Origin of the sequence: Geobacillus sp. Y412MC52, from assembly GCF_000174795.2 — a bacterium.
GTDB classification, from domain to species: domain Bacteria; phylum Bacillota; class Bacilli; order Bacillales; family Anoxybacillaceae; genus Geobacillus; species Geobacillus thermoleovorans.
In genome coordinates, this window is sequence record NC_014915.1 from 2,162,400 (window position 1) to 2,182,131 (window position 19,732).

Sequence of the window (19,732 nt, forward strand, 5' to 3'; positions counted from 1 at the left end):
TTCGCATGTACTCTCAGTTTATCAAAGAACTCATCGATTTACCAGATGTTTTGATTCAAAAGGTACGAAAAGAAGAAGAACGTTGGATTTTCGAACTTTCTCTTCCCGAACAATGCCCGTTATGTCCTGTCTGCTTGAAACGCACGATCAAAATGACAGGAAAAAAGAAGCAATGGATGCATGGCTATGCTCAGCGAATCGGGATTTTTTGGATCGAACTTCCTGTAGAGCGAAGACGTTGTGGTACGTGTGGCATGACATTCAGCACGTCTTATCCAGGAATCTCCCCTCGAAGCATAGCAACGGATGCCTTTCAACAATGGGCAGCGCAATCTTGCATAGGGACATCCATTCAGGCAGTGGCTCGTATGCTCAAGCTTCCTTACACGACCGTTGAACGTTGGTTTTATACCCATGCCCCTTCCTTCCTATCGAATGAAATCCAACCAAAGGCGGTTTGTGTCGATGAGTTTGCGTTTCGAAAAGGGCATGACTACGGGGTGGCGATCATGGATGCCGAAACGGGAGAAGTGTATGCCGTTGAAGCAGGAAAGAACGAGGAAGCCATTGGACGTGCGTTGGCTCATGTGTCTGGTTCTGTTCAGTATGTCGTGAGCGATTTGGCTCCAGCAATGAAAAAAGCGATTCAAAGGGTTTGCTCAGAGGCGACACATGTAGTTGATTATTTCCATGTCATTCAGCTGTTTACAGATGCTTTAGAGCGTTGTCGCAAATATTTAGACAAAGGAGGCAAGAAACACGGAAATGTTCGTTACGTTTGTCGTTTATTGAGCCAATGCCCAGAGAAATTGACGGAGGAAGAACGCCAAATCGTACGGAAATGGTGCAATGAAAGCGATTACTTAAAGTCTGTCTACCAATCGCTCCAACATTTTCGCTATGTGTCTAAAAGCAAAGACGAGCAACAGGCGAAACGACGTTTGGAGGCTTGGATTCACCGATATGTATTTTGTCCTTGTTCGGCTGTACGCGCCATCGCAAAATCGCTTGTCAAACGAACAGATGAAATCATATCATGCATATTGTCACCTTATTCGAATGGAAAAATGGAGGGAACAAATAACAAGATCAAGCTAATCAAACGTCGGGGATACGGATACAGAAATATCCAGCGTTTTGCATTGCGGGTTCGTCTAGAAACAGCTAACATACTTTAATGGTAGGTTCAAGTACATCTTTTGGTGATGAACCATTTCATTATAAATTATTAAAAATAAACCTTCAATAGTAAATTTTAGAAAAATACACTTTATATCTCACATTTCGCACCCTCTCGACCAAAAATCGGGAGGATTTTTTTCGTCCCGATGTCGAATCGATCCTTGGTACACAAGGAAAGCAAAGGAGTTTCCACACCATGGACGTTCGAATTCGTGCAATTTATGAAAGTTCCTATTTGAATATAATAAGCGCCATCTTCCAGGATCTTGGCCTCCCCCAGCTGATTGACCGGCTGGTTCCGGTGGATCGCCAATGCCAAACCCGAACCAGCGATATCGTCAGCCTGACCATTCTGGATATCTTGATATCTTGAGCGGCCGGCAAGCCCTGGTTCATTTGGAACGGTGGGCGCATGACATCGATTTGCCGAAGCTGATTCGGCCAGGGCTGGATCCGTCTTGGTTCAACGACGATGCGATTGCCCGTCATTTGGATCGACTGTATGAGGCGAATATCCATCAAGTCCTGTCGTCTTGCCTCGTGCAGACCTACAAGAAAGAAGGCCTCTCTCTTCGCGCCTTCCATGCGGATACGACGGACAAGACCGTTTACGGCGCGTATGAGTCGGCCTCATTAGAGGCTTTGCAGATCGCCATCATCGTTGGCAAAAACAGATCGGCTTCGGACTGGTCGGCAACGAGGACGGCATCCCGTTTTACGGCGACGTGCACGACGGCAACGAGCCGGACAAAACGTGGAATCCCGAGGTGCTGTCGCGAGTCCATGAACAGCTGAAGCAAGCGAAGATCGAAGATGAATGGATTTACGTGGCGGATTCCGCCGCGATGACGAAAGACACCTTGGCGCAGACGAAAGCCGCCAACGCCTTTTTGATTACCAGAGGCCCTTCGTCGCTCCGGATCGTCAAAACCGCGCTTTCGGAGGCGGATGTCCAACCCGATTCGGCGTGGAGCGACTCCTTTGCGCTGGCTGAAAAAAACGGCGCCACGTACCGGGTATGGGAAACGGCCTCGACGTATGAAGGCCAACCCGTACGGCTGATCGTCGTCGAATCGAGCGCCCTCGACCAACGGAAAGGAAAGACGCTCGAAAAAGAGCGAGCAAAAGAAGCGGAGCTTCTCCGCGAGGAACAAGAGCGTTGGGAGCGCCATCCCTTCTCCTGCCGGGAAGATGCCGAACAAGCCTTGGCTTCCCTCAAGGCGACCCTTCGCCCCCGGTTTCATCGAGTCAAGGCCACGGTTGAAGAGATCGTGCGTCCGAAAAAACGGCGCGGACGGCCGAAAAAAGGGGCGGAACCCGAGATGGAGACGCTGTACATCCTTCGCCTAAGCGTGGAATTCGACCAAGACGCGTGGGAACAGGCGAGGCGGAAAGCGTCCCGGTTTGTCCTCGTCACGACCGTTCCGAAGGAATGGAAGGGCCAACAAATGGATGCCCAAGAGATCTTGAAACTGTATAAACGGCAGATCTCGGTGGAAATGAACTTCTCCTTTATTCTAAAAAACGAAATAAAAAATCCTTTCTTTCAGCCCTGTTAGGGTGCGAAATGTGAGTATGAAATCAATCCGATCTGCTTCCCCGCCAAAGCGATGCAGTCAACGGCCATATCAATGTCTTCTTCCGTCATCGCGGCGGTGATGGAAAAGCGAATGCGCGCCGTTCCCTCAGGGACGGTCGGCGGCCGGATGGCGACGGCCGCGATGCCAGCTTCTTGCAGCTGCTCGCTCATGGCCACGGCCCGGTCGTTCGGACCGACGATCACGGGAACGATCGGCGTCTCGCTGCCGCCTGTGTCAAACCCAAGCCGCTTCAGCTTGGTGCGGAATCTTTCGCTTAGGGCGTGCAGCCGCTCGCGCCGCTTTGGCTCAGCTTGGACAATATGAATGGCAGCCTCATTGGCGGCAAGGACCGATGGCGGCAAGGCGGTTGTAAAAATCAAGCTGCGGGCGCTGTTGATCAAATAGTCGACCAGCCACGGCTCTCCCGTTACATACGCTCCGAAGCTGCCAAGCGCTTTGCTGAAGGTGCCGATGGCGATCACATCCTCTTCCTTCTCAAGCCCGAAATGGTGAAGCAGCCCTTCACCGTTCGGTCCGAACACGCCGCCGCTGTGCGCTTCGTCAACGAGCAAAACGGCACGGTAACGCCGCTTCAACTCAACCAGCTCCTCGAGTGGCGCCATATCGCCGTCCATGCTGAAGACGGCATCGGTGACGATCCATTTCCGCTTCGCGGGCGGAGATTGCTTTAACAATGATTCCAGCTGATCGATGTCATGATGTCGATAGCGGAAACAGGCGGCTTTGCTCAAGCGGATGCCATCAATTAAACTTGCATGGTTCAACTCATCGCTAAAGACAAGATCATCTCGGCCAATTAAAGCTGTCAGCACGCCGATGTTGGCCGTGTAGCCGCTGTTGAAAATAAGAGCCGCCTCTGCTTTTTTCCACTGTTTCAACGCGGCTTCCGCCCGCTCATAGAGCGGATGATTGCCGACGACGAGCCGCGACGCGCCCGCTCCGGCTCCGTAGGCCCGCATCGCTTCGCAGCCCGCTTCGATGAGCCGCCTATCATCCGCCAACCCTAAATAATTATTGGACGCTAAATTCAACATCGGCTTTCCGTTCAGGATGACCGTAGCGCCTGAAGCCTCTGCCCGGCGCAGCTGGCGTTTTTGCGCTTTTTGTTCCCATTCGTGCAGTTTGACGGTCAGTTCGGTTTTCATCCCTATCCCCCTTGTATGTAAACTGTTTATAAAAAATAGTTTACATTAAAACCCGCAACTCGGCTAGGAAAAGATGATCGGTTTTGTTAATTGATTATTTAGCACATTGTTTTGGAAATTATTCTTTTCCACCCTCGACCGCATGCATAGTTCAATCGCAGACATGTCATACTATACGTGTTATCAGCAAAAAGGAGGTGTTGGAAATGGATGTCCGTCGGGCGCAAGAAATCGCGTCGTCGCCGGTGATGGCAAACGTCACGTACAACGGCCAGCGCATTTACATTGAGCATGTTGACCAACAAAAAGGCGTAGCAACGATCCACCCGCTTGACAACCCAAATCAAAAGCAAAGCGTGCCGGTCGCAAGCTTAGAGGAGCATTCGTAACGAAAAAAGCGAGAGAAAGGACGCGTCCTTTCTCCCGCTTTTTGATTTAATCGGCCGTCAGCTCTTCCCGCTGCTTGTAGGCCTCTTGCACCGTTTGTTCCTTCATCGCTGTCCGGCCTGCCGTCCGTGTGTCGGCGGCGCGGGCCGGATGCCCGGCGCGTTGGTTGTCCGGTTTCCGTTTCATCGCCCTCCCCTCCTTCATCCCTAGCATGCCCCGAATGAGACGGGTTTACGATAGCGAAGGGGAAAGAGAGCATTCTCGCCTCAAACACTATTTTACATTATTTTTTCCAACAGCTCGATCCGGTTGCGGAACGGATCGCGAAACGAAAACCGCTTCACCCCTGGGATCGGTTTTTCGTCTTGCGTCGCGACGCCGTGCTCTTCCAAATAACGGCGCGCCGCTTCCACATCTTCCACTTCAAAGGCTGGGTGGCTTTTGCTGTTGTAGCCGTCGCGGTTTTCTGCTCCTATATGAAGCTGAATATCGCCGACTTTGTACCAAAGTCCACCGTTTCCTTTCAGCGATTCCGGCTTTTCGATTTCTTGAAAACCAAGCACACCGGTGTAAAAGGCGCGCGCTTCGTCTTCGGCGCCAAACGGAATGCAAATTTGCACATGGTCAAGCCGTTTTACACGAATCATCGTTTCTCTCCTCCCTGTTCGAATGCTGGTTTCATGCGACGGATGAACGAAACAGCGGCGATCGCCCAAACGAGCAGCACCGCTTCGACCGCCCAAACGTTCGTGACCACTTTCGCTTGGTAAAGCGCCGGCATCACGTCCATCGCCGCATGGATCAAAATGGCGTACAGGACATAGCGGAATTGCCTCTCCCGCACCCCAAACAAAACGAGGAGCGACAGCGCCACGTGCACTGTAAGCGCAAACAGCCGTTCCAAGCCGCCTAACACGTACATCGCAAACGGCGTGTGCAACACTTGCTCCTTGATCAGCTCCGCCTGTCCTGCCGGAAGTGATGGGGCGATCGTTTTGTCGAATGATCCGGATTGAATCAGGCTCGCAAGCACGATGACGTTGACCGCGCCAACCACCCCGAGCAATACCGCTTCCGTCCCGCCGTGCCCAAGCCCGAATGACAAGCCATCGCCATATCCGCGATGTTGCTTCAGCAGCCAACGGAACCCGACATAGCGGCCAAGTTCTTCAAACACGCCAGCGGCAAGCGCCGCATACAGGACAAAGAGCCAAACGCTGTCTGTTCCTTTTAACGCTGGCCGGCCCGGTTCGAGCACAGCGATGTGCAGCGCTTTTTCCAATACTTGTGAGAAAACGAGAAACACAACAGCCCCGACGCCGAGCGCTTTCCATGAAAGCCATCCTTTTTTTCTCCCATACAATATGAGTCCAACAGGAACCAACAGGGAAATGAATAGCTGCACCACCGCGCCCGCCACGTTCACGTAAAGTCCCCCTTCCGCCTATTTAGGATCGTTTGCGCTGTTCTTTTCGAAAATAAAGAAACGATTGGACGATCAAATACAAATTGCCGAAAACGATGACGAGCATCAAGAGAACAAATTGTATGTCTCCGCGCGAGAACGCGGTCAACATCAACAACATTCCCATGACGATGAACACCTTGCCGCCGAGGCGGTGCGTTTTGTTCCAAACGGTTTCGCTTTCCAACGTCCACGGCGTGCGGATGCCGATAAAATAATTCGGTTTGATTTTCGGCATGTAGTTTCCAAGCACAATCAACAGCGCTCCGACGCCAAGCGGCACGAGCCGTCCAATATCGACCGAAACCCCGAGATTGTACGCCAATGTTGCGATATGCAGGAGCAAGAAAAAGCAGGCGAGCGCCGCGTTGACAATGCCGTAGCTTTTTTGAAAACGGCCGTAACTTTCTTTTTTCGGGTCAAACTTCGGCAACACTCCCATCAACATGATGAGAAATGTCATCAATAAGGGCGGAAGAAACGCGCCCAACCATTTGTTGCTGAAGCCGTCGGCTTCACCCGCTGTGTTCCAGTGAATCGCCACTTGATCCGGCAAATAAGGAATGGCAGCCAGACTGATGACATAAGCGAAAACAGTAAGCACGATCGCAAGCCGATTACTCTTCACCATGTTTCTCCCCCTTTTCGACAAAATCGTAAAACCAGCGCAGCAAATCTTGGAAAACCGTCGTGTTGAGCGAGTAATAGATATGCTGTCCCTCACGCCGGTCTTGCACCAAATCAGCCTGCTTGAGAATTTTCAAGTGATGCGATACGCTCGGTTTTTGCATATCGAAATGCGAGGCGATTTCCCCTGCCGTCAAATCCCCTGTTCGCAACAAGGACAAAATTTTCCGACGCGTCGGGTCGGCGATCGCTTTAAACGCTTCGTTGAATGACAAGGGTGATCCCACCTTGTGAACGATTTTTGGATGCGTCTTAAGGGGGGGGAGGCCATCGGGAGAGCTTTCATTTGTCGTTGCTTCTTATGCGCCAATGTGAACAGGTTTTCATACATGTATATAGTTAGATATTTAGAAAAACATCTAAATGTTGAATAAACGATTCGATATTAATTAAAGAATATTCCATTTCCATTCGACTGTCAATGTCTTTTCTGGTTTTGGTTTTCCCACGTAGATATCAGTGGAAAGGAGGGCGCACAACTAGGCGCAACCCCCCGAGTCCATGGTAACGTGGGGCTTGGCTTCCCACTGACTTCCGTTAAAACCCCGTCGGCCAAGCGGCGAGCAAGCGCTCGCTTTTTTCGCGCTTGGATGTAAGCAAATATTCAAGTGTCTGGCAAAGGAATTTCCGCGTCTTTGCCGGGTGGATGACGTCATCGATCAAATGTTTGCGCGCCGCCCCGTACGGCGAGCTGTCAAACGACCACTGCTTGAGCAGCTCCTGACGCCGCTCATGCGGGTTGTCGGCGCGTTCAAGCTCGCGGCCGTATACGACGTTGACGCCGACTTCCGGACCGGTGAAATTGATTTCCGCGCTCGGCCAGGCGACAACAACATCCGCCCCCATTCCCGGTCCGCACATATTGCCGTACGCCGCGCCGATGCTTTTGCGGATGACAACCGACATTTTCGGGACGGTTGATAAAGCAAGCGCCTGATTCCACACCATGATTTTCGTCGCCATTTTCGCTTTTTCCGCCTCGACGCTGATGCGGAAGCCAGGCGTATCGTGCAAAAAGATGAGCGGAATATGGTACGAGTCGCACAGGCAAATGAATTCCGTCGCCTTTTGGCATTCCTGCGGTCCGGGCGCTCCCGCGTATTGGTTGGGCTGATTGGCGATGATGCCGATCACATGACCGTTCAGATGCGCCAAAGCGGCGATCAGCGCCTTGCCGAATTGTTTCTGATACTCAAAATAGTCTCCATCATCAACAAGGCAGGCGATGATTCGCCGCATATCATAGACGCGGCTTCGTCTGTCCGGCAAAATTGAAAACACTTCCTCCACCATCCGGTATGGATCATCGTCCGTCTTCCGCAGCGGCGGCCGCTCGTTCGCGTTTTGCGGCATGTATGAAAAAAACCTTTTTAGTTGCCCAATGCATTCTGCCTCTGTCTCGCCATCGGCGTCAATTTGTCCGGTGTATTGATGGTGGATGTCGACGCCGCCGAGCTCATCCGGGGCGACGCGCTGCCCGTTGGCCAATTCAAGCATGCGCGGCCCGGCGATCGCCATGCATGTCCCCTTCAGCTGCGTGACAAAATCGCAGCTGACCGCCGTCCATGTCGGCCCGCCGTAGCTGTCTCCCAAAATCGCCGCCATTGTCGGCACTTGCCGGTGATGGGTGAGCAGCTCGCGCGGAAACAATTTGTCGCTGATCCCGTCGGAGCCCATCCCGTCCGGCATGCGCAGCCCGCCGCCTTCATGGAGGAAAAACATCGGCAAGCCGTTTCTTACGGCCAACGCATGCATCTGCCGCGACTTGCGCAAATGAACGCTCCCCTCCGTTCCCGCGAGCACCGTTTTATCCCCGGCGATGATGACCGCCGGGCGGCCGTCCACTTTGCCGATGCCGGCGATGAGCCCGTCCCCGTACGTCGTTTCTTCCAAGCCGGGCTGGTCGGATGTGTTCAGCTGTCCAAACTCGATAAAAGTTCCTGCATCCACAAGCAGGTCGATCCGCTCTCTGGCCGTCAGCAGCCCTTTTTCATGTTGCCTGGCGATTTTCTCCTCGCCGCCGCCCAGCGCAGCGCGCGCCTTTTTCGCCATCAGTTCGTCTGTTAATTGCCGCAACTTCTCCACCGTGATCCCCCTTTTCCGGAAAAGGCGGGGGCGGCCCGCCCCCCTCCGTTGCGATGTTATGTTATTCCCTCGGAAGCAGCTTTCGCAATACTTTGCCGGACGGCGTCGCCGGCAATTCATCAATGAACTCGATATAACGCGGATACTTGAACGCCGCCATATGCGCTTTCGCCCATTCGATCAAGTCAGACGGCGCCACCTTTCCTTTATGCGAATCATGGAGAACAACAAACGCTTTCGGCACTTCCCCTTTCATCGGGTCAGGCACGCCGATGACCGCGCATTGTTTGACGGCTGGATGTTCGTTCAACAGCGCCTCGACGTCTTCCGGAAAGACGCTGTAGCCGGACACTTTGATCATTTCTTTCAACCGCCCTTGGAAATACAAATAGCCGTCTTCATCGACATACCCAATATCACCCGTGTACACCCACCCATCTTTCAGCGTCTCGTTCGTCGCGTCATCGCGGCGGAAGTAGCCTTGAAAAACCCCCGGATTTTTAACGACAATTTCCCCCGACTGTCCGGGCCCAAGCTCCCGTTTCGTTTCCGGATCGATGATGCGAATGTCCGTCTCATACGTCGGGATGCCGCACGAGCCAAATTTCACACAGTCATCCGGCATAAACGTGTCGCACGTATGCGTCTCGCTCAGCCCGTAGGCGGCTTCGTACAACAGGCAGCCGCCGGTCGCTTCCGCCCACCGCTTGGCAAGGTCTTCTGTCACCAGGAGGCCGAAGCTGGTTGCCAAGTTGCGCTTTAAGCTTGACAAATCGGCAGAGGTGGCTGCGAGCGCTTGCAAAATGGCCGCATTCATCGGCGCGATGCTGTACCATGCCGTGACTTTGTACGTTTCGATGGCTTTGATCGTCGCCATCGGGTCAAAGCGGGTAAACAGCACGCATGGATGTCCCGTGTACACCGGCGTATTCAGTCCCATCACCATCCCGGCGATATGGCAAAGCGGGGAATGGGCCATCAGCACTTCCGCTTTTTCCGTCAGCCGGTTCGCCTGCGCGGATGCGGCCGTCTTAAACAGCGCATTGCCATACGTGAGCATCGCTCCTTTCGGCCGCCCGGTCGTGCCGGATGTGAAAATGATCAGCCCGACATCGTTCCATAAGTCAATGGCCGCGGCCTCCTCAAGCGGCGGATAGGCGGCGATGATGGCCGCAAAATCGTCCGCGGCGCTATCCGGCTGCTTCGGTTGCACAAGCTCAGCGCAAAGCGGGATGCCCCCTGCCGGATCGGCGTAATCGCCGTAGTGGCACGTGACGATAAACGACAGAGGCGCTGTTGGTTGTTCGGCTTGTCGAACGCGCGGCACTCCTTCCTCTCCGGCGATGATGCCGACAAGCGGCACTTCAGCGAAAAAATAGGCGAGCTCCGATTCCCGGTACATCGGGTTGAGCGGGACGACGACGCCGCCTAACTGCTGGATGGCGAAGTGGGCGATGATGTATTGCGGACAGTTTTGCATGTACAAGGCGACATAGCTCCCTTTCCTCACCCCTTTTTCCTGCAAATAGCGGGCAAAACGGCGGACGTGATCCAGCAATGTTCCCCAAGTGATCACCTTGTTGTAGAAGATGTACGCCGGCTCGTTTTCCTCGCGTTCGCCGCGATGGCGCAAATAATGATAGAGCGGCTGTTCGCCGAGCACGTAGCGGAGCTCCTTAGGCAGCCCGCTCGGCCAGTACGGGCGTGTTTTGTTCATCCGTTTCACCATCCCTCATAAAAAATACTGAACGGTTAGTATGTTCCCTTTCAGAAAACGCTTTCAAATGCTTGTTCATGTCTCCTGCTTCATCCATATGCATATCATTTCGCCGTCATTCGTCAATTTCCTTTCTCGAACAGCCAACTATTTTCTCCGACGCGGCAAACGGCCGCCCCCTTCCACGTTGGAGAAGGAAGCGGCCGTTAGGAAAGGGAGGAAGCCTGAAGCAGCGCATGGGGCTTGATGGCGGTCATTGATGCGCCGTAGCCGGACGGTGTGGACGATGCGTTTTATTTATCCACCAATGGCGGAGATATGGCAGCACCCAACGGTCCAAACCGCAGCGTCCCGCATTGGCTCCGGCGCCGAGGATGAAGACCTCAAGCAGCACCATTTGCGGGTTCGTGCTCGTCGTGCCCGAGAACATGAAGGCGAAGTTCATGACAGCTCCCATGAGGGCGGCAAGCGTCGTAAACAATCCGAGAATGAGCGCGATCCCGACAAGAAATTCACCCCATGGCACGAGAACGTTGAACAATCCGACATTCGGCAGCGCCACGTGTTCGATAAAACCTGCCCACCAGCTTTGCACGGCCGGGTGTTCGCCCGTGGCTTTCGCCAACGCCCCTTTTAAAAATCCGGTGGCGTCAAACCCTTGCGTGATTTTTCCCCATCCCGCCATTACCCACTCATACCCTAAATACAACCGGAACACCACCATCAACCACGACGCTGTGACGTGTTTGCGCAGCCATTTGACAACCATTTTGTTCCTCCCCTTTCATTTTTTAAATGGTTCTTTACACTTTTATCTTAATCCGTTTTTAGTTCAATGAAATGAATTTGTTCATTGTTTCACAATAAAGTCAAAAAGGTATGGCTAAATCATGACGAATATGACTTTTCCTTAAAAATTGAAATAAGAGCGTCTTTTAGGCGTGCGCCCAAAATGGTGGTTCTAAATGGTGGTTCTAAGCGATCCTCTTAAAAAAGCTTACCGAGCGATGCCGTCTTTCATCCCTTGATTGAAACCGTGGACTTTCAGACGGCTTTTTCTGTAAACGAAGGTGGAACTCACCAGAGGAATGTCGGAGGCTTGTTGGTGTAGTCTCCGTTCATTGGACGCACCCGTCCGCCCCACTTCATCTCCGCAATACGGGATAGACCGCCCTGGACACAAACAGAGGCGCGATTCATGAGCGGACTTTTTCATAAATCGTCTTCCCGTCGCGCTCGATTTCCCGCCGGATCGCTTCGTTCAGCGCGTCAAAAAAAAGCACGTCGCACAATGGACACTCCCTACACCTAAAGACGCAAAATTTGCCAAAAATCGTCATCATGACAATACGATTTTCCTATTATTTATGAATATACTGTGAATTTCCATGTAAAAGGTTGACATCTTCTTTTTTTTTTTTTTATAATGCCATTGAATTTTACAAACATTTCAAATTGATGATCAGAGAGGGCATTCAATATGAAATGGGTTTTCATTTCAAGGATGGCGTCCCGCTTAAAAGCAGAAGCCATTTTCATATTGGTATTTTCCGGGGCTTTGATGTTTGATTGCCTCAATCCCCATACCATCAATCCAGCGGAATGGATCTTATATACGAAATACTTGGTTCCGATTGGAATGGCGGTCTGGCTGCTTTTCAGCTTTCGTTTGCACGTTTCCTTGTTCGCCTCAACGCCGATTCACTGGATCGCGATGAACGACATCATGCGAAACCCACAAAAGATCGTCTTCTGCCAAGCTTTGATCGCGTTTGTTTGTTTTTTCGCTTTGCAAATGGCCTTGGCCGGGATCATCGCCTGTGCGGTGGTGATCAACTATTCAGCGGGTTGGGATCTTTTCGTTTTTCTGTTTCCACTATATGTGATCCATTTTCTTCTTCCATTTCTATGGGCGTGGATGATTGGATTGTCCACAAGCGCTGTTTACGCCTATCATTCTCCGAAAAAAGCGATGTTGCTCGTTGGCGTACTTGTTTTGTGGATCATCGTGCTGTTTTCTTTGGAATATCGCAACCCATCCTTCTCCTTGTGGGTAAACCATCGTTGGCCTTACATTGACCCGTTATTCAGCTTAACCTTTCAAAAAGAACGCATGCTGATCAAGTTGGCGTATATCCTTTCTTCCATCGCCGTTTATGGCGTTTTTCGAAGCATGCGGCGATCCTTCGCGGGGCTCGCGGCTGGTGTGACTCTCGTTATTTTCGTAACATTTTTCCTTCAACATGCACAATCAAAATTCCAGTTGGATGACATTCTGTTGGCAAACGACGTCAAACTTTATCAACAAATCAAACATCAGGATCAAACCAAGAACATCCCGTTGCATGGATATTGGAAAATCAAGGAGATCGAGGTGAATCCGAAATCCACGCATCCGATCAAAGTCACACTCTCTCTGCATCCGAAAGAACGCACCGTTCGTTTTTCGATCAACGAGCAATTTCAAATCGATCACATCCAAGGCGGAGGGAAGCGTTTACCCTTTCAACAACAAGGAAACGTTGTTCAGGTGGAGACCAACGGTGCGCCATCCATGACGATCTATTATCAGCATACGTTCGGCTCAACCTTTTATCCGTTGACATCGGGCGTCACTTTGTTGCCATTTGAAGCCAACTGGTATCCGCAGTCCGTCGATTCAACGCTTTACTATATCGACTCATCCGGAACGCTTCATTCCAATGTGGAAACGAAAACATGTACACGAGTCAAAATGATTGTCGGAAAGGAAAAGTACCGTTGGCGTGGGGACCATCCCCTTTGTCTCTCCATGATCAACGGTCCTTACAAACAAATTCAAGTGCAACATACTCGTTTCCTTGTTTATAAACCGTTTCTCACCACAACAAGAAATTATATGGAGTTGAAGCGTCAACTCGTTTCCATCCGCAATGAGCTATGTCACGTATTTCCGGATCTTGCAAACACAGATTACTGCACAAAAGAAGTCAAGAGCGTCTCGATCATCCCGAAAAGCATCAACACCACAAACCTTTCGCTGTATGACAGCACGGTGGCTGACGGAAACTACACGTTTTACGTTGATCCGTTCTTGGACGTCAATGGCAGCCCGGCAACCAAACATATTCAGGAGTTGGCTGCGTTTTTCATCCCATACCGATTGTTCGAAAACGAACGGCTCAGCCTCTTCACCGGTTTGTATTTAATGGAAAAACTACATATTCCATCTATCGGATATGGAAACAGGATAGCGGAAAAATCCTCCATCGACTCAACAGCGTGGGAGCACTACATGGCATTATCGATGAAGGAAAAAGAAGACATATTGATTCAACTAGTGCAAGAAAAGGGGAGAAGAGACAAATGATGGAACTCAAACACGTGACCCTCAAGCACCATCGCCAACTTATTTTGCATGATTGTTCCGTCAATCTTCCTTCTCAATCCATCATTCTAGCCAAAAATCACATTCGCACAGATATTGTCGCTAAAGCGTTTGCCGGCTTTCATCCTATCGATGGAGGGGAAATCCATTTCGATGAACAGGCAACAAAAAGAAAGGAAAAATCGAATAAAACCATATTTTTCGTGATTCCTGAGAACTACCATCAACTGTGGAAAAACTATCGTTTGCAAGATATTTCGATATGGCTGAACCGGCCATTTCAACAATCGGCGCTATGGAAAAAATATCGCCTCCCTTCCCATGCATCAATCGATTCATTCACGATGTTTCAACGGCTGATTTATCTTGTTTCCCTTGGACAGTCACTGAATCGCACAGTGTTCATTTTCGATCAGCCGACTAAACACTTTGACTTCGAAGACTTAGAACATTTTTACCATTTTTTACATAATGATTTTACGGATGCTAACTATATTATCTTGAGTAACCGAATCGAGAATGGATTTACTGATCTTTCAATACCTATTTATCAAATTCATAATACAAAATTAGTTGCTTTGAAAGGAGGTGAAAAAGAGTGTTAGGAAACAACAATGAAAAATGGAAAAGCTCATCGTTATTTGTTCCATAGCATCTTACGAAATGAAACTGGAATCGCAGTAAAGACGAGAACAATCTATATAATATTTGGAGAGGAGAAGGGATAACATGATCGTGAACCGAAAAAAGAAATGGAAATCAAAATGGGCATCTTTATCGCTTGCAGCAGCAGTAATAGCCACTGCCGGTGCAGCGGGAGCAGAATCCGCAACAGCCTTTTTAGATGGGTCAAGTACTTACAGCAATACAAAAACTATTAGAGCAAATACAAATGGTACAGGGAATATTCATGCTGTAAATAATGGTGCCAATACCCAAACGAGAGGCTATGCTTACAAATCGATTGATTGGTGGCCCGACAGCGTCGTCGCCTCCACCAACTGGCTCAATCCTAGGCAAGAAGAAACGCGCAATTTTACACAACAAGAAGGCGATAAATATTATGGCCAAATTGTTGGTCAAACGGTTGGTTCAAGAGGATACGTGACCATTACGGTCAAATAACGATACCGAATCCGGATGATGAGGAAGTCAGGGATACGCCTAAAAAAGAATGCAGCGATCCCTGACCGCATTTTTCATTTGTCAACTTCTCAGAAAGAAAGCGGTTGATCGGCGATGAGGTGGAAATGGCTGTTTGTTTTTTATTGGAAACGATTGTTGAAAAGCAAGTTATACATTGGTGCTAGTTTCTCGTTTTTTCTTTTGCTGGCCGTACGGTTTACACTATTTTTTACCGATCCGTACAATATGGAGAGTTATGGGGATATCCCTCATGAAGTGTTCATGCTTGTTCAAATCGTTTCGCTCTTTTACATCGTGTGGTTCTACCTTCTCTACTCCAACGAACTTCGTTACGGCGTTTCGTCATGGTTCGCCGACGGCTACCGGATTCTGCTGGAGAAAATGAGCGCCTTGCTTGCGGTTCATGCGCTGTGCCAAGGGATCATGCTGATGATGAGCTGCGGCGTTTTTTCACTCGTGTATCTCTTTGTTGGAATTGAGCCTTCGGATCTGTATTTGTCGCTGCTTCGGTTTCTCGCCGTCTATCAGTTTGGACCGCTCGTGCTCACCGTCCTGTACGGCGTCATTATCGCGCTGCTATTGGAAACGAAAAAAGTCAGTTTTTTCGCTATTTTGCTTGTGTGGATCCTAACGGGGCCGATGACGACCGAGCTGTTCATCGATCTGTCCCAAACCGTTCATGCCCGCGACTGGGCGTCGCTGCTGTTTATCGGAAAACACGCGATTCAACGCGCGTATGATTCCTACATCGGGTTTGAGGTCGACCGCGGCGGAGAATGGAAATGGGCTGCGTGGTTTCTTTCCCTTGTCGGGTTGGCGTTGTTGTCGTCGATCCGCTTTACGCAGACGAGAAAGGAGCGAAACGCCGTCTTGAACGCATTTCTCGTCTTCCCGTTTCTGATCGTCCTAACCGCCTACAACTCCTTGCAAACGAACACCAAGGCGTTCACTCGGGCCGATCAGACGACCGAACTCGAGGAATACCGCCAGATGAAACAAGAGACGAAAGCCGATTTGCGCTACCGTATCCAGTCGTATGACCTTTCCTTGCATGGATCGCGTGCGGTCGTGCGCGTGGCCTTGTCCCAGTTGGACACGAACCGGCCCACGTTTCAACTGTACCATTTGTATCCGCTCCACTCGATTGAAGCGGACCATCAGCCCGTCACGTTTACGAGAAACGGCGATCTCGTGACCGTGTGGCTGCCCAAACGAACCTTGACGCTCACCTTTTCCTATGAGATCGTCGATACGGCCCTCATCCCGCACACCAACGGCCGCATCGTCCTGCTGGCGGATCGAGCGTGGTATCCGAAAAGGAGAGCTTCGCACATGTATCGGACTTATGAATATCGGGTGGCGGGGATGAAAGCTTGGGACGGGGCGTTCACCGATCAATTCTTTCCGAATGAAACGTACACCTTTACCTTGGACGTGGACGGCGATGTGCTGTTTTGCAATGTGCCAAAGCGTGGAAAGGTTTACCGAGGGAAGGCGCAAGCGATCACCTTGATCAAAGGGCAAGGACATCAACTCGTCTATCAAGGATATGAGATCACCTACCCGGCTGACTGGCCGCACATGGCGGAACGGGCGCCGACTGTCATCCGCCAGTTGGAAAAAACGTTTCATCATGTACAACAAATCGCATCAACGGCGGTTCCATCGCTGCCGAACAAGATTGTATTCTCTAGTTTCGGACTGTCATCGTTTCTCGCAAACGATCATCTTGTATATAACACAGATGACTTATATGGGATCGATCAATATATTATGGAACAAAATTTTTACGAAAAAATACTTCGGCTTTCCGTACCGCCGAAAGGATCGCGGATCATGTACAACGAGTGGATTTCGCTGGCCACCCGCTGGCTGATGCAAAAACAAGGCCTTTCGGTGATCGACTGGAGCTCCAAAAGCGAGTGGTTCGAGTCGCAGCCGAGATCCGTGCAGAAACAGATTGAATCGATTTATGAGGCGTTTCAGCCGCTGGATGTCGACCAAAAACAACAATGTTTGCGAACATGGTATGCGAACATGGACGACGGTTGGACATGGGACCGCATCTTTGAGATGATGCAGGAGGTGAACGGCGTTGGCGGTCGTCATTGAAGGATTGACGAAAATCGTGAAAAAAAAGGCGATTTTATCGGATGTCTCCCTCACCATCTCCGGCGTGTACGGCTTGCTTGGACCAAATGGCGCCGGCAAGACGACGTTGATGCGCATTTTGGCCGGGCTGTTGGATTTCAATGAGGGGCGGGTGTTGCTCGGAGACGAACCGATCAGCACCGGCACGAGAGTGAAACGGGTGAACGAGATCGGCTATTTGCCGCAAGAGTTTATGATTTACCCGGAGCTGACAATGTATGAAGTGCTTGAGCATCTCGCCGTCTTGCAAGGAGAACATCCCGCCACCTGCCGTCCGAAAATCGAACAGGTCATCGAACAAGTCAACTTGTCTTCGCACATGCACAAACCCATGCGCGAGCTGTCCGGCGGCATGCGGCGGCGGGTGGGCATCGCCATGCTGCTGCTTCGCGAACCATCCATCCTGCTGTTTGACGAGCCGACGGCCGGGCTCGATATCCGCGAGCGCGTACGGTTTCGCAATTTGTTGAAGCGGCTGGGGCACGATCATACGATCGTCATCTCTTCGCACCTTGTCGAGGACATTGAATTTTTGTGCACGAAAATCGGGGTGTTGGACCACGGCGTGGTGCTGTTTGAAGGCAGCCCGGACGAGCTCAAGCAAAAAGCCGCCCCTTATACGTATGAATTGGATGTCCCGTTGGCTGAGCTCGATTCGGTCATGGCGGCGCATGAAGTCGTCCAAATGAGCGAAGAGCCTTCCCACGTCGTCGTGCGCGTCTTGTCGGAAGAACCAATCGGTCGGCGCGTCGCCCCGCGGCTGATGGACGGATATTTGGCGTTGTTGAAAGAGGCGGAAGCGCATGGATAAGAAGACGATCGCCCATCGTTTTTCCTTCGAACGCCGATTGCTGGGCCGATTGTACTGGTTTCCGTTTCTCGCGTATGGGCTGTGCGTGGGGTTGATGGTGATCTTTTCCGCCCGCTCCGACGAACCGTTTTTGCCCTACACTGTCATCCAAGGCATTGCCGTGCCGATCGCCGGATGGCATCTCGTCTTTTTGTACCGCCATTTGTATGACGAGGGGGCGAAAGAGGCGGTGTTATGGTATTATCGGAAAGCGGTCGTCCTCGACTTGCTTCGCTATGCCGTTTTGCATGGGGGATGCATCGTTCTTCTTGTCTTGGCGGTCATATGGATCCATGGAACGATGTTTCTCACTGCTCCCGTTTTGGTGCACCTGTTTCTGTTGTTTTCGTTTTACCAGTTGATTGGACTTGCCATGTTATGCGTCTTCCGCAGCCTGGATGTCGCCTTGTCGGTCATCGTGGTCTATACCTTTATGGAAGTCGCGACGCAAGGGACGTTCATGCCGTGGCCGCATCTGTTTTTGTTTCAAGCGCCGGCCGACTCGCTGTCCCTCCTTCTTCCTATGATGTGGCTGGGGGCGGGCATTGTCCTTTCGGTATGGTGGATTGGACGGGAGTTTCGGTAAAGCTCCCCTAGTTGCGAGGCGGCCCGAATTATAATAAAGTGGAGATGAGTCCAAAAAAAGGAGTGAGCAAGATGAACCGTTGGGAGAAGGAATTGGACAAATACGCCGAGCTGGCGGTGAAGGTGGGCGTGAACATTCAGCCCGGGCAAACGCTGTTCGTCAACGCCCCGCTCGAGGCGGCGCCGCTCGTCCGCAAAATCGCCAAAACCGCGTACGAAACCGGGGCGAAGCATGTGTATGTCGAGTGGAACGACGAGGCGCTTACATACATTAAATTTCACCACGCCCCAGAGGAAGCGTTTTCCGAGTATCCGATGTGGCGGGCGAGAGCGATGGAGGAGCTGGCCGAACAAGGTGCTGCCTTTTTATCCATTTACGCCCCGAATCCTGACTTGTTAAAAGACGTCGATCCAAAGCGGATCGCGACCGCCAATAAAACAGCGGCTCAAGCGCTCGCCAACTACCGGAGCGCCATTATGGCCGATCGGAACTGCTGGTCGCTCATTTCCGTCCCCACACCAGCGTGGGCGCAAAAAGTATTTGGCGATCTGCGCGATGAAGAAGCCATCGACAAATTATGGGAAGCGATTTTCCGCATCACCCGCATCGATCATGACGATCCGATCGCTGCCTGGCGCAAACATAACGACCGGCTCGCCCGCATCGTCGATTACTTAAACAACAAGCAATACAAACAGCTCGTTTACGAAGCGCCCGGCACCAATCTCACGGTCGAGCTCGTCGACGGGCACGTCTGGCACGGCGGCGCGGCGACGAGTCAAAGCGGCGTGCGCTTCAATCCCAACATCCCAACCGAAGAAGTGTTTACCATGCCGCATAAAGACGGCGTCAACGGCACGGTGCGCAACACGAAGCCGCTCAATTACAACGGCAACGTGATCGATGGGTTTACGCTCACGTTCAAAGACGGTCAAGTCGTCGACTTCAGCGCCGAACAAGGATATGAGACGCTTAAGCACTTGCTTGACACCGATGACGGGGCGCGCCGCCTCGGGGAAGTCGCCCTCGTGCCGCACCAATCGCCGGTGTCGCTGTCCAATCTCATTTTTTACAACACGCTGTTTGACGAAAACGCCGCCTGCCATTTGGCGCTCGGCAAAGCGTATCCGACCAATATCGAAAACGGCGCCTCTCTTTCCAAAGAGGAGCTTGACCGTCGCGGCGTCAACGACAGCCTCGTCCACGTCGACTTTATGATCGGCTCAGCTGATCTGAACATTGACGGCGTGACGAAAGACGGGAAGCGCGAGCCGATTTTCCGTAGCGGCAACTGGGCATTCGAACTGGCGTAATCGGTTTCGCCAGCTCTAAACAATAAGGCTGCGCCAAACGAGCGGCCAGA

Annotated in this window: 19 protein-coding genes and 1 pseudogene; 10 read left to right on the top strand and 10 right to left on the bottom strand. The window is 51.4% G+C overall.

Annotated elements, in window-relative coordinates; genetic code table 11:
• Window positions 1–5: 5 nt before the first annotated feature.
• Together GYMC52_RS10615 and GYMC52_RS10620 are read left to right on the top strand one after the other, a co-directional pair.
• On the top strand, window positions 6–1,178 hold the full coding sequence (locus GYMC52_RS10615; RefSeq protein ID WP_013522940.1) for an ISL3 family transposase: 1,173 nt from the start codon (window positions 6–8) through the stop codon (window positions 1,176–1,178).
• A 200-nt stretch (window positions 1,179–1,378) separates the two neighbouring features.
• A pseudogene (locus GYMC52_RS10620) lies at window positions 1,379–2,729 on the top strand (IS1634 family transposase); the annotation flags it as partial.
• An 8-nt stretch (window positions 2,730–2,737) separates the two neighbouring features.
• Here the strand turns inward: GYMC52_RS10620 and bioF are convergent.
• Entirely contained in the window at window positions 2,738–3,928 is a 1,191-nt protein-coding gene (gene bioF, locus GYMC52_RS10625; RefSeq protein ID WP_013524073.1) for an 8-amino-7-oxononanoate synthase, read from the bottom strand.
• Window positions 3,929–4,134: 206 nt separating this feature from the next.
• On the opposite strand from bioF, the gene GYMC52_RS10630 reads away from it, so the two are divergent.
• A complete protein-coding gene (locus tag GYMC52_RS10630) occupies window positions 4,135–4,317 on the top strand; it encodes a small acid-soluble spore protein H (protein WP_011231614.1) in 183 nt (60 codons plus the stop codon).
• 46 nt (window positions 4,318–4,363) lie between these two features.
• On the opposite strand, the gene GYMC52_RS19770 is transcribed toward GYMC52_RS10630, so the two are convergent.
• From GYMC52_RS19770 to GYMC52_RS10670, 9 genes are all read right to left on the bottom strand, one after another.
• The gene (locus GYMC52_RS19770) at window positions 4,364–4,501 is read right to left on the bottom strand and encodes a hypothetical protein (RefSeq protein ID WP_013524074.1); all 138 of its coding nucleotides are present in this window, start codon (window positions 4,499–4,501) and stop codon (window positions 4,364–4,366) included.
• Window positions 4,502–4,593: 92 nt separating this feature from the next.
• Window positions 4,594–4,962 (bottom strand): VOC family protein, encoded by a 369-nt coding sequence (locus GYMC52_RS10635; RefSeq protein ID WP_013524075.1) that lies wholly within the window; start codon window positions 4,960–4,962, stop codon window positions 4,594–4,596.
• Window positions 4,959–5,741 (bottom strand): YhfC family intramembrane metalloprotease, encoded by a 783-nt coding sequence (locus GYMC52_RS10640; RefSeq protein WP_013524076.1) that lies wholly within the window; start codon window positions 5,739–5,741, stop codon window positions 4,959–4,961. The genes GYMC52_RS10635 and GYMC52_RS10640 overlap by 4 nt, the downstream gene beginning before the upstream one ends.
• 22 nt (window positions 5,742–5,763) lie before the next feature.
• A complete protein-coding gene (locus GYMC52_RS10645; protein WP_013524077.1) occupies window positions 5,764–6,411 on the bottom strand; it encodes an SdpI family protein in 648 nt (215 codons plus the stop codon).
• A complete protein-coding gene (locus tag GYMC52_RS10650; RefSeq protein WP_013524078.1) occupies window positions 6,398–6,682 on the bottom strand; it encodes an autorepressor SdpR family transcription factor in 285 nt (94 codons plus the stop codon). Before GYMC52_RS10650 ends, GYMC52_RS10645 begins: the two co-directional genes overlap by 14 nt.
• 322 nt (window positions 6,683–7,004) lie before the next feature.
• On the bottom strand, window positions 7,005–8,552 hold the full coding sequence (locus tag GYMC52_RS10655) for an acyl-CoA carboxylase subunit beta (protein WP_013524079.1): 1,548 nt from the start codon (window positions 8,550–8,552) through the stop codon (window positions 7,005–7,007).
• A 61-nt stretch (window positions 8,553–8,613) separates the two neighbouring features.
• Window positions 8,614–10,269 carry an AMP-binding protein gene (locus GYMC52_RS10660; protein WP_013524080.1) on the bottom strand — a complete coding sequence of 552 codons (1,656 nt, stop codon included), beginning with the start codon at window positions 10,267–10,269 and terminating at the stop codon, window positions 8,614–8,616.
• 253 nt (window positions 10,270–10,522) lie between these two features.
• Entirely contained in the window at window positions 10,523–11,038 is a 516-nt protein-coding gene (locus GYMC52_RS10665) for a DoxX family protein (RefSeq protein WP_013524081.1), read from the bottom strand.
• Window positions 11,039–11,465: 427 nt separating this feature from the next.
• On the bottom strand, window positions 11,466–11,552 hold the full coding sequence (locus GYMC52_RS10670; protein WP_230982766.1) for a nucleotidyltransferase: 87 nt from the start codon (window positions 11,550–11,552) through the stop codon (window positions 11,466–11,468).
• 197 nt (window positions 11,553–11,749) lie between these two features.
• On the opposite strand from GYMC52_RS10670, the gene GYMC52_RS10675 reads away from it, so the two are divergent.
• The 7 genes from GYMC52_RS10675 (at window position 11,750) to GYMC52_RS10705 (ending at window position 19,682) form a co-directional block, all read left to right on the top strand.
• The gene (locus GYMC52_RS10675; protein ID WP_013524082.1) at window positions 11,750–13,618 is read left to right on the top strand and encodes a hypothetical protein; all 1,869 of its coding nucleotides are present in this window, start codon (window positions 11,750–11,752) and stop codon (window positions 13,616–13,618) included.
• Window positions 13,615–14,241: a hypothetical protein gene (locus tag GYMC52_RS10680; RefSeq protein WP_013524083.1), complete on the top strand. Its 627-nt coding sequence runs from the start codon at window positions 13,615–13,617 to the stop codon at window positions 14,239–14,241. The genes GYMC52_RS10675 and GYMC52_RS10680 overlap by 4 nt, the downstream gene beginning before the upstream one ends.
• Window positions 14,242–14,365: 124 nt before the next feature.
• Window positions 14,366–14,761, top strand: a complete 396-nt coding sequence (locus tag GYMC52_RS10685; protein WP_011230640.1) for a hypothetical protein — start codon at window positions 14,366–14,368, stop codon at window positions 14,759–14,761.
• Between the two features lie 114 nt (window positions 14,762–14,875).
• Window positions 14,876–16,894, top strand: coding sequence for an ABC transporter permease (locus GYMC52_RS10690; protein WP_013524084.1), 2,019 nt, complete (start codon window positions 14,876–14,878; stop codon window positions 16,892–16,894).
• A complete protein-coding gene (locus tag GYMC52_RS10695; protein WP_013524085.1) occupies window positions 16,878–17,744 on the top strand; it encodes an ATP-binding cassette domain-containing protein in 867 nt (288 codons plus the stop codon). The genes GYMC52_RS10690 and GYMC52_RS10695 overlap by 17 nt, the downstream gene beginning before the upstream one ends.
• Window positions 17,737–18,369 carry a hypothetical protein gene (locus GYMC52_RS10700; RefSeq protein WP_013524086.1) on the top strand — a complete coding sequence of 211 codons (633 nt, stop codon included), beginning with the start codon at window positions 17,737–17,739 and terminating at the stop codon, window positions 18,367–18,369. The genes GYMC52_RS10695 and GYMC52_RS10700 overlap by 8 nt, the downstream gene beginning before the upstream one ends.
• Before the next feature lie 71 nt (window positions 18,370–18,440).
• Window positions 18,441–19,682 (top strand): aminopeptidase, encoded by a 1,242-nt coding sequence (locus GYMC52_RS10705; protein WP_013524087.1) that lies wholly within the window; start codon window positions 18,441–18,443, stop codon window positions 19,680–19,682.
• The last annotated feature ends 50 nt before the right edge of the window (window positions 19,683–19,732 follow it).

What these genes read in the sequence shown, in the direction of transcription:
- GYMC52_RS10615 (WP_013522940.1), top strand. Translation starts at nt 6, where the DNA reads ATGTACTCTCAGTTTATCAAAGAACTCATCGATTTACCAGATGTTTTG.
- GYMC52_RS10680 (WP_013524083.1), top strand. Translation starts at nt 13,615, where the DNA reads ATGATGGAACTCAAACACGTGACCCTCAAGCACCATCGCCAACTTATT.
- GYMC52_RS10645 (WP_013524077.1), bottom strand. Translation starts at nt 6,411, where the DNA reads ATGGTGAAGAGTAATCGGCTTGCGATCGTGCTTACTGTTTTCGCTTAT.
- bioF (WP_013524073.1), bottom strand. Translation starts at nt 3,928, where the DNA reads ATGAAAACCGAACTGACCGTCAAACTGCACGAATGGGAACAAAAAGCG.
- GYMC52_RS10690 (WP_013524084.1), top strand. Translation starts at nt 14,876, where the DNA reads ATGAGGTGGAAATGGCTGTTTGTTTTTTATTGGAAACGATTGTTGAAA.
- GYMC52_RS10700 (WP_013524086.1), top strand. Translation starts at nt 17,737, where the DNA reads ATGGATAAGAAGACGATCGCCCATCGTTTTTCCTTCGAACGCCGATTG.
- GYMC52_RS10630 (WP_011231614.1), top strand. Translation starts at nt 4,135, where the DNA reads ATGGATGTCCGTCGGGCGCAAGAAATCGCGTCGTCGCCGGTGATGGCA.
- GYMC52_RS10660 (WP_013524080.1), bottom strand. Translation starts at nt 10,269, where the DNA reads ATGAACAAAACACGCCCGTACTGGCCGAGCGGGCTGCCTAAGGAGCTC.
- GYMC52_RS10705 (WP_013524087.1), top strand. Translation starts at nt 18,441, where the DNA reads ATGAACCGTTGGGAGAAGGAATTGGACAAATACGCCGAGCTGGCGGTG.
- GYMC52_RS10685 (WP_011230640.1), top strand. Translation starts at nt 14,366, where the DNA reads ATGATCGTGAACCGAAAAAAGAAATGGAAATCAAAATGGGCATCTTTA.
- GYMC52_RS19770 (WP_013524074.1), bottom strand. Translation starts at nt 4,501, where the DNA reads ATGAAACGGAAACCGGACAACCAACGCGCCGGGCATCCGGCCCGCGCC.
- GYMC52_RS10675 (WP_013524082.1), top strand. Translation starts at nt 11,750, where the DNA reads ATGAAATGGGTTTTCATTTCAAGGATGGCGTCCCGCTTAAAAGCAGAA.
- GYMC52_RS10635 (WP_013524075.1), bottom strand. Translation starts at nt 4,962, where the DNA reads ATGATTCGTGTAAAACGGCTTGACCATGTGCAAATTTGCATTCCGTTT.
- GYMC52_RS10665 (WP_013524081.1), bottom strand. Translation starts at nt 11,038, where the DNA reads ATGGTTGTCAAATGGCTGCGCAAACACGTCACAGCGTCGTGGTTGATG.